Consider the following 13,725-nt stretch of genomic DNA (forward strand, 5'->3'; position numbering starts at 1 on the left):
CCGATGCTCTTGACAGTCAGCTTGTCGGGATGGCATAAGGAGGTCGATCAAAACATTCCGAATGCCCACCCTCGCGGTGGTCTCCAAAGGCCCTCGAAGTTTCCAGCTTCGTGGGCCTTTTGCTTTGCCTGGTTTACGTCACGACATTTCGATCCTTCTGGGCGAACATGGCTTCGAGGGCATGGGTGATGACAGCCTCACGGGACTTGAACTGGCCGCTCTCGACCGCTTGGTCGATCGCAGTGCTCAGAAGCCCAGGAATCCAGACGTTCACTTCCTTGTCTCCCCGTTCCCGGCGAGACTTGCGGAAGCGCTGAACCCGTTCGATCCCTTTCACGTCAGGCATGGTATGCACCCATTACACTCGTGCCGTTACGAGACATGCCCGATTCTGAGTTGGCTGTGGAGTCGCGCGTCAAGAATCCATTCACAATAGATCGATTCAGCGGTGGGAAACTTCTTTGGCTAGAATCATTTAGCTGAAAAGGCCAAGTCAATTCGCATGTAAAAACCCGGTTCCGGGTGATTCGAAGTTACGCACTTGATTCGATGCTGCTTAGTAATCGAGCCGAGCTCCGGGCTACGGTTCAGCGACATGGCTCAAACATGTGCCGGAAAGGGATGTCGATGATCCCTAGCGGAACCGCTAACAGACCCAGATACTTGGAATAGACTCTACCACTGCGTGAGACGGCTCTAGGATCAGTTTGGGTTAGCCGCAAATTTCGCAGCTCCGAGCAGTAGGCGGGGATGTACTGCCCGGTGGCACCCGACTGACTTTCAATGCTCTGGTCGAGCGGTATCCGCCTTAGTGCTGATGATCTCGTGCCCGAACCTGGAGACGAAGCCTGAATCATGTAGGGCCGAGGTGAAGGATTGGCTGACCTACCCTGTGGCCACGGCATAGAGAGCGTGGTTGCGGGCGAACTGAAGGAGCGGAGGATCCATGACAGTGGGCGCGAACGACGAGGACGAGCATCCTGAGGGCCGGACTCCGGCCAGCTCATCCCAGCTTGATCGGCTTGAGAAGCTTGCCAGTGCAGCCGCAACAGCCGCGCAGGCCAAGCAGTGGCGGGCCCGCAAGAACGGCTTGCGGGAGCAGGACGAGCCTGCGGAGGTGCGCAACCTCAGCCATGATGCTGAAGCGAGAGCGCGGGCTGAAGAAGCCATGCGGCAGATGATGGCGAAACCGCAAAGCAAACGACGGTAGTGAATGGCGGGGCTGCCATTAAGGAACGGTTAGGTTCCCGATTGCCATGGTCCCCGCCCCTTGCCTCCGTAGAGCTACGAGGCGTAACAACGGAGTGATACAATGGCAGAAGCCAGCAAAACCAAGAAGCCCAACCCGGCCCTGGCGAAGCCGTTGCAACCCTCGAACGAACTTGCAGCCGTTGTCGGCTCGGCTCCCCTGCCCCGCACCGAAGTGGTGAGCAAGGTCTGGGAGTACATCAAAGCGAATAACCTCCAGAACCCCGAGAACAAGCGCGAGATCCTGGCCGACGACAAGCTCCGGCCAGTCTTCGGTGGCAAGGACAAGGTCAGTATGTTCGAGATGAACAAACACTTCGCTCAGCATTTGTCCTGATCTTCCTGATGAGTGCACAGCAGCCTCGTCACCCTTGCACGAATTGTTAGGCTTGACCGTTTCATGCTGCGGGTAACGGGCGCGTTGCGTATCAGCCCGTATAATCTCCATCGCCCCCAATGCGTGGAGTTGGCCCCGGCAGAGAGTCCTTACCTCTCAGCTGGGGCTTTTTCGTTTACTGATGCCCGCCGACAGTGATCATTCAGGAGGCTATGACGTCAGCGATCAGCAGCTTATCGACTGAGACCATCTGATTGCTCAGCGCGAACACCTCCTGCCTCCAGGATGCAGCGGCCTCAACGGTTCGATCTTAGGACCCCTCATGCCCTGAGGCGCTGGTCGCGCGGTGCGGTGCTCGCCTGAGAGAGCAGGTAGGCATCCCGATTCCGCTTGAAGTTGGCAGCCTTTTCGAGATCCTTCAGGATCTTCTTCTGCGCCGGTACCTGGCGCTGGGCATACCGGGCACAGAGACGAGGAAGCGAGAACGGAACAGCGATGTCAGCCCGGTTCTTATGAATAGCATCCTGAATAAGTTCGACCTGTTCTTGCGGTAGAGACATGCCACCTTCCTCCCCGAGAAGCAGCAACAGGTTCATCACAGCAGAAGGCATGGCTCTGATGAGGTCCTTGCCCGGCGTTGCGGCAGCTATCTCAAGGTACTCGCTCTTGGCGAGGGTGATCGTCAGTGACTGGTCCTTGGTCAGCGGCCCATCGGACAGCTGTTTCAGGTACTCTCGGAAGCTCTGCTCCCGTGCCCGGGTCGCATCGTCATGGCGGCCGAAGCCTGCCTTCTGACGGATCCACTGCTCACTCGGGCCCTTTGGGCCAACCGCCACGATGGAGGACTTGATCAAGCCCTCGGCGAGATTGGGCCTGAGCTGCTCTTCCTTCTCGGCGTCGTCGATGACAAAGAAGCGGATGTTCGTGTTGGCCACGATCGCCTTGATCTCAGGCAGCACACTGGGATCGAAGGTCGTGACCGAGAACGCCCCGGGCTTGCCGCCGAAGGCGTAAGGGAAGAGATCAGCAAAGCGCTGACGCAACCGACAATAGGCAGCGAGGAGATCGCGTCGCTGGGTCGTCAGCTGATTGGGCCGATCCAGAACAATCGAGCGCAGGTCGGGCTGCAGGCTGTGAGAACCCGTTGCCCGCTCCACCAAGCGAACGGCAGCGGCGTTGAGCAAACGACCCATCAGTCCCGCCCTGTCCTTCAAGAGATCGATGGCGGCCGACATGTGGGTAGCGCTGGACGGATGGGTGAAGTCGGTGAGCCACGGCAGGGCGAGAGGCGGCGCCTCCTGTAGGCTCCTCAGGAACTTGCGCTGCTTGTCGGTAGGATTGGCAGATTCGTAGTCACCGTCGTGTCGGATGCCGACGAAGGCCACGTATTTGCGGGCTACGTCCTGGGTCTTGCAGAGGAAGGCCTGCTGCGCGCCTGTCCGTTCGTCGTAGGTAGCCACCAGCCAGCGGGGGAGATCCGGGGCAGCGTCCTTGTCGTACTGCTCGCTGTCCCCCTCGCCCATCCGCAGCCGGATCTGACGCTGGCGCTCCTCGATTTGCTCGCGAAGGCTGGGATCCTTGTCGAACCAGGCCTCAAACTGCTCCCGGATCGGAGCCGCCAGCCCGCGAACCTGGCGGCGGCAGCGCTCGGGATCATTCCGGCGCATGGCGTCGATGTCGCTGAAAATCCGGAGGATGGAATTGCCAACATCGACGAAGACCTGGTGCGTCTTGCCGGACGCTTTATGAGCCCGTTCCCCTCGCCCGCTGATCTGCTTGACCGGTCCGATGGAGCGCTCCTGACAGGCAAGAATGTTGAGGTCGGTCTGGGGAATGTCGGTGCCGACGCCGAGAGCATTGACGTTAACCAGAATGTCGAAGCCGCCGGCGCGAGCAGCATCGAGGAGGTCGTCGCGCTTGATTTTGCGGCCGACCGGCTCACCCTCCTTGAACCTCTTCTCGGCGCCGTTGCGCCAGACGCGGATCTCGCCGGCAACAACAAAGGCCACGCGGGGCTTTTCCCCCTCCCTTACGTGACCAGGAGGAAGGCATTCTTGAGCCAGATGGCCGGAGAGCTCTTTGGAGAACTCGACGCTATCACAATGGACCATCGCCAGGGTGGCGTTGCTCGCACGCTTGGCCCAGATCCGGGCAACGGCTGCTACGATGAGAGCGGCAATCGCCTTGTCGCCTTCACTTGCTCCCTCCTTGAAGAAGCGGGAGAACGCCTGCTGGGAGGCCTGGTCAACTGACTTGTTCTCAGCCAGCAGCGCGAGGAAGGCGCTCTCGATCAGCCGGACAGCGTCGGCGCCAAGATGGCGCTCGAACTCGCCTGTTGCGATATCGAACCGGGTCCTCACCGTCCGGCCCGTCGCCAGGACCTCGTCATAGGTGGCGACATCGATCAGATCGTGCTCGATGCTGGCACCGAAGGGATCGAGAGGATCTTGCCCGTCGGTCCTGAACGGAGTGGCGGTCAGCACGATCCCCGAACCACCAGCCCGGGCAATCCGCTGGAGAATCGTCGAGAGCTGTTCTGCGGCGGCCTTGTGTCCCTCGTCGATGAGCGCGATGCCCCCTCGCCTGCCGACCTCGTCAAGGCCACGCAGGAAGTCCTCGTCATCCAGCTTGTTCACCAGCGACATGTTCGTCGCCATGATCACATCGGCATTGAGGCTGTTGCGGAGCATCGGGTCATTCCCGATGATCTCTGTTTTGGCAACGAAAAACGTTACCCGCGCCTTCCGCAAGGACGGGATTGCCTGCAACTGCGCATAGTTCTGCCGCAGCAGGCTGCTGTCAGGATGCAGGATCAGAATCGGTTTACCGAGATCAAAAGCATCTGCGGCGGCCGCCGCAGCCTTCAGGCTCTTACCGCTGCCTGTAGGCGCCAGAACCGCACCTGAGCGCCCGCGCCGAATTGCCTCGCGCAGCGAGAGCATGATCCGGGCCTGGTAAGGCTCGGCCTGCTTGTCACCGAGAACCCGGATCAGAGAAAGGGCTGACACCTCGCCGGAAGCATCGGCGAGTTTGGAAAGAGGCCGCATCGTTCAGGAAATCAAAAGTGGGTTTAGAGGGAACATCAGAAACACATGAGCGCCCTGCTCGGACAGAGGAATCTTCCGATTCAGGTGGCTCTCAGCATCATAGAACATTTTGGGAACACGATCACCGTTAACGTCGGTTTAAAAGCACCCGACTTTACCGACTTCCAAGCTGCCCTCGCTCGTCAGCAGCGGGCTTAGGGCGCCGGAACGCCTCCCGTCGGAATGCCGCGCCTGTCGGCCCCGCACGAACGCCCAAGAATGGAACCTTGACCGTGAGGCGACGTTCCCATCGAAGAACGGCAGGACCTCAAATGCAGATGTTTGATCTAGACAAAGTTGTCCAAGCGAGCGTGGTCGGACTGTTGCTCGGCGGATCAACTCTGGTGAGTACAGCGGCGGCTGTGGCCGCGGATCTACCCCCGTATTTTGTGGATCAGGAAGCGGTTCCGGAGCGCCCACCAAGCCGGCGTCGGCTTGCGGTCGAGGAGACGTATATCGCCCCACAGATAGAGCACTGGGTAATTGAACGCCGAGTGATTGAGCGCCGCTTTATTGACAGTTATGAAGGGCCCGCTCTGGTACCGCAGCAGCGTCTGCCGATCGTGCCCGCAGAGTCGCAGATCGGATTGTCGCCGGTCGTGTGCTGATCAACACGCTGGCTCACGAGCCCAAAGCGCCCTTCGTCGGTTTCAAACAGTCTGATATCGGGCGGGAGGTGGATTATGGGTCATTGCTATTCTCTCGATCTTCGGGTGCGGGAGGCCGACTTCGGGCTTTGTCGCAATTTCTGACTGCGAACGGGGAAATCTGAGCGCGGTTCGTATCCGCTTATGCGGCGAGCCGCTCGAACTGCTCAACGAGCGACGGTTGCCGAGTGCAGGCGTATTTCGCCTGTCCTTTTCGCATCATGTGAACCATCTCATTGAAGTATGGATGTCGATGACGGGGCCTTGTTGGGAGTTGCAAGCGCTATCAACCTCACGCCCACCACCGATGTGGCGCATGGGCGACAACTGCTGGATTGCGAACTAACGCTAAGCCAAGTTCTCGCGCCGGAAGTGGGCGCCGCTGAATCAGGCGGCGTCGGCACGATGAACGGGACCGGAGGGTGTACCCTTAATTATCCCTCCTGTTGAGGCTAAAGTCATGTTGTTATAGATCCTTGGGGGCGACTCGTTATAGGTCCTTGGAGGCGCCTATGATGCTTGACCTTGCTTCGGCTTCTGAATTCGTACGGGCCGTTGAGCTTCCAGTCGCACGATCGTTGGACGCGCTGAGCGCCGAGGAGGCGCTGCAAGCCGGTAAGACGAACGCAACTGTCGTCGGCTCGGACGTGATCTCCTTCACTGCAGAGGTAAAGCCTGCGATGCGTCAGGCAATCATTGATTCTGCGTTGCTTGCGCAGCTTGCCGCAACGCGCAAGGTCGCCGACGAGACCAAGATCTACGACTGGTACGACGCATATTTCGACACGCTGAAGAACGTCGGTTGGCTGGTACAAGAGCACGGGTTCGCTGAGTTTACTGAGACGGCGAACGACATCGAAGCGCATCAGGTGGTTCTCGACATTGCCGCCGGCCTTCTAGGTCCCGGCAGCACGGCGCTGACGCTGGTCAGGACTGCGCTCGAGAGCCTAGTCCGCGCGCAGGAGAAAGAGCCGTTCTTCGTAATCTTCAACCGCGAGACCCGGCACGCCGAAAGCGCTCGCTTTCAAGTCTCGGTGGCCGAAAGCGACGCTACCGGCCACCTGATCACGCTCATGGCATTCGGGATGAAGGCAAGCTCAACGCTCACCCACGTGCTCTTCGTGAAGGTGCGCAGCAGCGAGGTCGAGATCAGGCACCAATCGGGTAAGGTGAGCATCAACGCCGAAGTGCTGCAAGCCGTGCATCCGCTGATCCAGAGCCGGATCCTCGCGCATCAGAAAGCTTTCATCGTCGATCTGCCGATCTGAGCGGCTGGCGAGCGCGCAGTTTGCGCTCCGCCCCAAAGTCAAGGCTGAGGAGGATGAGATGGAGGAGAGAGAGATCCTGATCGCGCGGCTGCGCGATGTCGCGCGGGAGCTCGCGGCGCTGGAGGCCGGCCTAGACGACGAGGCGAAGATCGCGCACCGCGACGCTGTGAAGGACGAATTTGAGGATCTTCTCGACCGCCTCAACCCGACCGAGGCGATCCCGCCGCCGCCGCCGAGTGACGCCCTCGCCCCAGAGGGCCTCGCCATCGTTGTGGGCCACACCGCCCGCAGTCAGGGGGCGCAGGCTCTGAGCCCACCCTTTCCCGCCGACAGCCGGACGACACCGCTCTCGGAGCGCAACGAGTACGCTTGGAACCGCGGTCTTGCCCTTATGATCAAGGAGCGTGCGGACCGCGCAGGAATCCGCTGCGAAATCTTCTTTCGCGACGGGGTCGGGATTGAGGGCGCCTACGCCGCCGTGAGCCGGTGGTCCCCGAAGGCGACTGTCGAACTGCATTTCAACGCCGCCAGCGGCAACTCCCGCGGCTCGCTTGTGCTCTACGGCAGCAACGAATCGAAGAGCTGGGCGCAAGCGCTGCAGAAGGAATTTGTGAGGCTCTACGACCGGCAGGGACGGAACGAGGACAGAGGTATCTTCATACCTAGTCCAGACAGCCCGTACAAGCGCGGCATCGCGAGCGTCACCCAGCTTCAACCGTCTGCGCTGATCGAGCCGTTCTTCGGTGACAACCGTCCCGATGCGACCCTCGGTATTGGGAAGAAGGACGGCTTAGCAGACGCGATCCTCGCCGCGTATGCAAGCTTCACGGGTGTCACCACGTCCGGACCGACGTCGGGAACCGGTACAGGCTCGACGGCGAGGCCGCGGCCCATCGTTCCGCAGGCTGACTCGTCGATCCCGGACGTGCCTCTACTGCGCGAGCTCATCGCTACCTACCGCGTGTTCACGCCGACGGTTCCATCGCTCGCCCCGACTGTGGTGGAGCGGCTGAAGAGCATCACTCTTGCGCAATGGATTGAAGAGACCGGCTGGGCCCGTTCTGAGCTCGCTGCCAAGCACTTCAACTTTGCCGGCATGAAGGCGAAGAGCGAGGTCGACGCCATCATCCGCGATGTACCTGCGAAGAAGGTTCGGTACCTCGCCCACGACGGACTCGACACATATCTCGAGTTCGGCAGCATTCGCGATTTCATTCAGGGCTACTTCATGTTCCTTGAGCGCTCGCCATACCGTGGCTGGCATGAGATGGCGAAGCGCTCGCCGCACGACTTCATCCGCTTCATCGGTCGCACGTGGGCGCAGCGCGAGGGCTACGCGAGCCGGGTAATCGGAATTGAGCGCCAGCTGCTCAATGCGGGGATCGTGCAGTCCGACGGAACCCTCGGCGATGGCTCGGTCGCCGGCATCGGGGATAGCACGGCCGTGCATGGCGCCGCCGGCGTCAGCTCCACGAAGGTGAAAGAGCAAGGCGCGACGGCGGACTTCCTCACCCTCGTCAACTCGGTCGCGGCTGAGACGGTGCTTGTCCCGCTTCTGCCGGTGATTGTCGCACAGTGTGCGTTGGAATCCGACTGGGGCCGCTCCGACCTTGCCAACATCCATGCCAACTTCGCTGGCATTCCCTGGTCCGACCTCTTCAACGAGGTGGCGGTGGCGGTGCCGCATCCTGTCGAGCCGGCTCGAGGTACGTTCTGTCGCTTCCTCTCCGCCGCGACGTTCCTGCGCGCGTACCGGCACCGGCTCGACAACGATCCCGCTTTCGCCGGATGGCGAATGGTCGGCAGCGCAGCGTCCTTCGCGACGTTTCTCAGCAAGACCTGGCGCCCGAGCGACCCTCAATACGAGCGCAAGCTCATGGACATCGTGGCCCGGATCTTGCCGAATGATGGCTCTTCCGGCGATACCAACGCGGGCGGCTTCACCGGCCAGCAGCCCAGCGATGGCACCGACGGCACTGCGGTCGTTGGTGTTGTCCTCCAGATCAGACGCCTTCGGGCGGAGAAGCGCCGCGGAAAGGGCGAGCGAACCGCGAGCATGTACCAGCTCTTCGTTGATGGCCGCCCGGTTGACGGTGTCGCCGGTATGGTCCTCGAACCGCGCGGTCCGGGTGACAACTCGCCTATTGGCGTCCAGCTGCACACCCGGATCAAGGAAGGCACCTACCCTCTCCTGACACATGCGGGTAGCCGCCATCTCGCGGGCGTGACCAAGTTCAAGACAATCGGCTTCACGACCAGCGCGGAGGCCGGCGCACCGCCGATGCCCGCGATCCGCGTGGGCAACACGAAGAGCCGAACTGGCATCCTCCTTCATCCCGGCGACGGCTATCTCTGGAGCATTGGCTGCCTTAACCCGACTCAACAGCTCACTGATGCGACCGGAAACATGAGCTACGCGGACAGCCGGGAACGTGTGATTGATATCGTAGAGGCGCTGCGCGGCGCACTCGCTAATCACTTCCCGAACGGCAACAATGAGACAATCCGCAACGCCACGCTCGAGGTGATCGGCGAACCGGGACCAGCCGGCATCGACGCGCTCGACAGCGGAACGCTGTCCGCCGAGACGTTCGCGCAGCAGCAACTCGCCGTCGCCGACGCGGCGCTCGCCGAAACGTCCGGAGACGCACTCGCCGCGCCGGATCTCGTCGCCGTTCACGAGGCGCTAGCCGCAAAGATGCTCGCGGCGGCGCTGCTCGGTCAGGCGGAGGACGGTGCAATTGACCGCATCGTCGGACAGGGCATCTCCCTTGCCGAGGTACGCGGCTCGACTGGCGAGACGCTATGGACACCTTGGGCGCTCGCGATCTCCGCGGCCAGCGTGCCGGGAGTGGTCGATCGGCTTTCGGCAGTGGCCTTACGCTTGCGCAATGCCGGGGTGCCTCTCGACGATGCGGTCGGCGCCCACAGCGCGCTAGTCACTGCTGCATCCGGCAACGATGTACGGGCGATCAAAGCGCTGCTTGGCGAGAGCGCATCGGTCGACTTCCGCGACCGTTCCGGGGTGACGCCGCTTCTCGCCGCCGCGTTCTTCGGCGCGCCGGAGGCGGTTGAGGTGCTCCTCGCGAACGGTGCCGATCCGCTCGCTATTGTCGGCTCGGCGGATGAGAAGACTGATCTCGCCGACAGTGAGCTTGCATCACCCGGCGACGACGGGATCGACTGCGCTACTGCCGGCGCAGCCCTCGTCGCGGACGATCCTGCCCGCTTAGACGACTACGAGCGAGTCACCGCGCTGCTCTGGAACGCGGTGAACCCCCGTTGACCCGAAGTAACAAGGAGTTGCCCGATGCGCTACCTCCTCGTCCCCAAGGTGGACGATCTCGGCGACTCGCTCGCGTCGGATACGACCTCCATGCAGCCGGCCGCTCGAGCGCGCCGGGTCGAGGCCTTGGTGCGGGCGCGCCAGGCGGTCGCCATCGGGGATAGACGCCTCGACGAGTTCGTTCTCCAGCAGCGAGCGTCTGAGGCGCCGTTTGCTCCGCGCGTCCGACCGCGCACTGCTCCCGCCGATGACGCGATGGGCGGCAACATCAACCGCGACGACGAGGAGGCGGTCGTCCCGCCCGGCATCTCCGTTCTCGCCACTCCCGCGCACGGAACCCCAGTAACGGGCATCACCGTGCTGGAGGCCGAGCCAGAGGCGAAGGACGCGCTCGGTGAGGCCTTCCCCGACCACGACGTGGTCGAGGATTTCGCGCTCGAGCTGATCGCCCCGCCGCTCAACGACGCGCTGGCAGAGAACGGAGGCGGTGGCGCGAGCTCCGTCACGGAGGCGGAGCTGTGGCACCTGCGGGACATCGGCCTCCTCGCCGCGCGTCGCCGCGGGTTCGGCCTCACCGGCGACGGCATCGTCATCGGCGTTCTCGACACCGGCGTCGCCGATGTTCCAGAACTCTCCGGCAGGATTCTTGAAAATCGTGTCTTCGACCCAACGAACCTCGACTACAAAATGGCGGATTTGGTCGCTGACACGGACTGGCACGGAACCCATGTCGCCGGCCTAATCGCAGGGCGCTCGGTCGGTGTTGCACCGGGCTCCAAGATCGTCAGCTTAACCATGATTCCGAACCGCGTCGGCTCGTTCAGCCACTACGTCTTTGCACTGGAGCACGCGCAAGCGCGGCCGGAAGTCCAGATCCTCAACATCTCGGCGGGGAAGTCCGGACAGCACCCGCAAATGCGGAACATGGCCAGGATCGCGCAGCGCCTCGACGTTCTTTGCGTCATGGCGATCGGCAACAGCGGGGTGAACACGAATTGTAGCCCAGGCAACTACCCAGAGGTGATCTCCGTTGGCGCGTCCGATTCCCGCGGCAGGGTCTGGACCAGCAGCAGCGGCGGCGCGATCACCTGGGACGGCATGCAACATTCGACGCCGACCCTGGTCGCGCCTGGCGTCGACGTCGTATCCTCGCTTCCCGACGGCAGTTACCGAGCCGAGAGCGGAACCTCCATGGCAACCCCGATTGTGACTGGCATTGCCGCGCTCCTGATTGAGAAGCACCCGGACATTACCGTGCGTCAGCTTCACGAGGAGATCCTGTCCGCCTGCGTCAGCCTCGATCTCGACGTTGGGCGGCAGGGTGCGGGGGTTTTACGGCTGCCCCCGTCGCTCCTCATCGGCCTGCCGCGGGAGGATGTCGTCGCCGGCGTTTCGCCCCCCCCGAGGCCAGCATGAGCGACGATCCGTTGGACAAGGCGGATGCGAGACTGCGCGACGTGCTTGTAGGCGCTGCGCCGGACGACGAGATAAGCGCCGTCATGGAGCTCACGCTATCCCCGTGGAGCCAGCAGCCGGCTCACTCGGTGGCACGCCGGCCACGACGGTTCTCCGCCGTGCCAGCCGCGAGAGAGCCATCGGCGAGATGCGAGAGCACACGCAGGCTCTTGTAGCGGAGCTGGTGCGGTTGGGTCTGTCGCCACAGAGCGGCCGTTACCTGCCCCTCGTTCTGGTGCAGGGTCCGGTAAACCGGATCCGTGACGCGCTTGCACTCAACGGCGTGGTCAGCGCCGTCCTCCCGCCGGTGACGTCCGGCGAACCCCACTCGGAGGAGGGCTCCGGATGACAGACAAGATCACCTACGAAGAGCTGCTGCGGCCCCCTTGCGTCTGCCTCAGCCCTTGGCTCAAGCTGCATGATCCGACTGGGCGAAGATGGAAGTTCTATGTTCGTTCTAACTTAGCGTGTGTGTGGATGGCTCCCGCGTTAGGTCTGGTCGGTATCGCTCCTGCAGCAGCTGTCGAGTGCACACGTGTGTCCGGCCTGTTCATGCAATCGTCTTGTGACTGCTGGCCTTGAAGGGTTTCGCCGGACCAAGCCCCCTATCGTTTAAGCGGGCTGTCGCGCCCGACACGCTAACCGGGTTCGGCTGGTCCTTGGCGATCGACCGTCTGCTACCTTCACGCACCTCCCGCGCCTCAACCTCGTGCGCCAGTCACCGAACAGGCATCAGATTGCCCGGGGTACCAGCTTGTCCTCGTACTCGCCACCACGCGTCATCACCGACCAGGCAATCCGCGTCATCTTATTGGCTAGGACCACCGCCACCACTTTCGGCGGCCGGCGCCGGAGCAGGCCTGCAATCCAGGGCGATGGACTGCTGCCCTCCCGCCTCAGATAGCGCAGCACTGACGTGGCGCCCAGGATCAGCAACTGGCGCAGGTACTTGTTGCCCTGCTTGCTGATCCGCCCCAACCGAGACTTGCCCCCGGACAAGTTCTGTTTCGGCACCAGCCCGAGCCAGGCCGCAAAGTGGCGTCCTGACCGGAAGGTATTTGGGTCTCGGATGCTTGAAGCCAGGGCAGAAGCAGTGACGAGCCCGATGCCCGGAATTGTCTCAAGCTGGTTGGAGAGATCATTGGTGTAGTGCCAGTGTGCCAACTGCTTATCAATCGTCCGCAGCCGCTCCTGAAGGTCAAACACGAGCCGGGCCAAGGTCTCCAGCACCACGCGGGCAAGATCAGGCAGCTCGAGAGGTTCGCTCCGAACCAGAGCTCCAACCATCTTTGTCACCTGAGAGACCCCAGCCCCGGTCGCAATCCCGAGTTCGGCCAAGTGGGCTCGGCTCGCGTGCAGGAGCATGGTGCGTTGTTTTACCAGGAGAGCCCGGGAGCGGTGCAGCATAGCCGCAGACTGCTGCTCGGGTGATTTTACCGGCACGAAGCGTACGGTTGGCCGGGTGACCGCCTCGCAGATGGCTTCCGCATCGGCGGCATCGTTCTTCTGGCGCTTTACATAGGGTTTCACATAGGCCGGTGGCATGAGCCGGACCTCATGGCCGAGGGCAGTGAGCTCGCGGGCCCAGTAGTGGGCGGTCGCGCAGGCTTCCATGCCGATCAGGCAGGGCGACAGGCCTGCAAAGAACTTCACAAGTTGGGGGCGCCGGACCTGCCGGCGAACAACAACCCGCCCCTCGGCGTCAACGGCATGGACCTGAAACACCGATTTGGCGAGGTCCAGGCCAACTGTTGTGATCTCTCCCATGGTCTCCGCTCCCTCTCGTCCACCTTAAACGGGCTCATCTTGGCACCGTCGGGAGCGGGAGCCATCCACCCCATCGTGTTTGGAAGCAGTTCTGGTTCCGATCCCAATGTGCTCAATGAAATCGTCCAGAGCCGACGCGACAACAAGGCCGCCAAACGCTTGCTGAAACGGCACTTGCGGAAGCAGGACTGTCCGACCCGGCGAATGATCACCAACAAGATCGGCTCCTGGCTGCCGCCCAGCGTCAGATCATGCCAGAAGTCGACCACAGCTCGCACAAAGGGCTCACTAATCGGACGGAGAATGCACCTCGGCCGTCTCGCCAGCGAGAATGGGTCATGCAGGGCTTTTGATCGTCAAGAGGCTTGCAGAGGTTGGTCGACGTGTTGTCTGCTGTGCGCAACCTTTTCGTTCCACCCCGCTCCTGCCGCTCTGTCAGTGCGACCTACCTTCACCGCCCCAACGCCATATCCGAGTGGAACGTCGCGGCGACTATTGCCTCGTGAAACCGTCATGCGGCCAAATTTGCCTTAATGCGCCCGAGGCTGATTAACGTGATGTCGTGGATGGCGCCCTCCACCAGCGTCAGGCGTGCCAGAATAGGCATGTTGGAGAACCGGAGAGGAGCCAC

At 62.1% G+C, this 13,725-nt stretch carries 11 protein-coding genes and 1 pseudogene; 8 read left to right on the top strand and 4 right to left on the bottom strand.

All coding sequences use genetic code 11. The features are described 5' to 3' along the window. Window positions 1–133 precede the first annotated feature (133 nt). Window positions 134–346, bottom strand: coding sequence for a hypothetical protein (locus IC232_RS24530; protein ID WP_190847593.1), 213 nt, complete (start codon window positions 344–346; stop codon window positions 134–136). A gap of 600 nt (window positions 347–946) precedes the next feature. Between IC232_RS24530 and IC232_RS24535 the strand changes: the two genes are divergently transcribed. Beyond that, window positions 947–1,210 (top strand): hypothetical protein, encoded by a 264-nt coding sequence (locus IC232_RS24535; RefSeq protein WP_190847583.1) that lies wholly within the window; start codon window positions 947–949, stop codon window positions 1,208–1,210. Between the two features lie 102 nt (window positions 1,211–1,312). Beyond that, the gene (locus IC232_RS24540; protein ID WP_190847584.1) at window positions 1,313–1,585 is read left to right on the top strand and encodes an SWIB/MDM2 domain-containing protein; all 273 of its coding nucleotides are present in this window, start codon (window positions 1,313–1,315) and stop codon (window positions 1,583–1,585) included. A gap of 320 nt (window positions 1,586–1,905) precedes the next feature. Here IC232_RS24540 and IC232_RS24545 read toward each other — a convergent pair whose 3' ends face one another. Next, entirely contained in the window at window positions 1,906–4,632 is a 2,727-nt protein-coding gene (locus IC232_RS24545; protein WP_190847585.1) for a DEAD/DEAH box helicase, read from the bottom strand. A gap of 311 nt (window positions 4,633–4,943) precedes the next feature. Between IC232_RS24545 and IC232_RS24550 the strand changes: the two genes are divergently transcribed. After that, window positions 4,944–5,279, top strand: a complete 336-nt coding sequence (locus IC232_RS24550; protein ID WP_246812386.1) for a hypothetical protein — start codon at window positions 4,944–4,946, stop codon at window positions 5,277–5,279. Next, on the top strand, window positions 5,273–5,443 hold the full coding sequence (locus IC232_RS24555) for a hypothetical protein (RefSeq protein WP_409564964.1): 171 nt from the start codon (window positions 5,273–5,275) through the stop codon (window positions 5,441–5,443). Before IC232_RS24550 ends, IC232_RS24555 begins: the two co-directional genes overlap by 7 nt. Window positions 5,444–5,460: 17 nt before the next feature. Here IC232_RS24555 and IC232_RS24560 read toward each other — a convergent pair. After that, window positions 5,461–5,553: pseudogene (locus IC232_RS24560) on the bottom strand (IS6 family transposase); the annotation flags it as partial. Between the two features lie 277 nt (window positions 5,554–5,830). On the opposite strand from IC232_RS24560, the gene IC232_RS24565 reads away from it, so the two are divergent. The 4 genes from IC232_RS24565 (at window position 5,831) to IC232_RS24580 (ending at window position 11,676) form a co-directional block, all read left to right on the top strand. Then, window positions 5,831–6,586 carry a hypothetical protein gene (locus tag IC232_RS24565; protein ID WP_190847586.1) on the top strand — a complete coding sequence of 252 codons (756 nt, stop codon included), beginning with the start codon at window positions 5,831–5,833 and terminating at the stop codon, window positions 6,584–6,586. A gap of 58 nt (window positions 6,587–6,644) precedes the next feature. Further along, on the top strand, window positions 6,645–9,872 hold the full coding sequence (locus IC232_RS24570; protein WP_190847587.1) for a glucosaminidase domain-containing protein: 3,228 nt from the start codon (window positions 6,645–6,647) through the stop codon (window positions 9,870–9,872). A 24-nt stretch (window positions 9,873–9,896) separates the two neighbouring features. Further along, window positions 9,897–11,288, top strand: a complete 1,392-nt coding sequence (locus IC232_RS24575; protein ID WP_190847588.1) for a S8 family peptidase — start codon at window positions 9,897–9,899, stop codon at window positions 11,286–11,288. Between the two features lie 103 nt (window positions 11,289–11,391). Then, window positions 11,392–11,676, top strand: a complete 285-nt coding sequence (locus tag IC232_RS24580) for a hypothetical protein (protein WP_190847589.1) — start codon at window positions 11,392–11,394, stop codon at window positions 11,674–11,676. A gap of 383 nt (window positions 11,677–12,059) precedes the next feature. On the opposite strand, the gene IC232_RS24585 is transcribed toward IC232_RS24580, so the two are convergent. Beyond that, a complete protein-coding gene (locus IC232_RS24585; RefSeq protein ID WP_190847590.1) occupies window positions 12,060–13,094 on the bottom strand; it encodes an IS110 family transposase in 1,035 nt (344 codons plus the stop codon). Between the last annotated feature and the right edge of the window lie 631 nt (window positions 13,095–13,725).

Origin of the sequence: Microvirga sp. (assembly GCF_014699075.1) — a bacterium.
Taxonomy (GTDB): domain Bacteria; phylum Pseudomonadota; class Alphaproteobacteria; order Rhizobiales; family Beijerinckiaceae; genus Microvirga.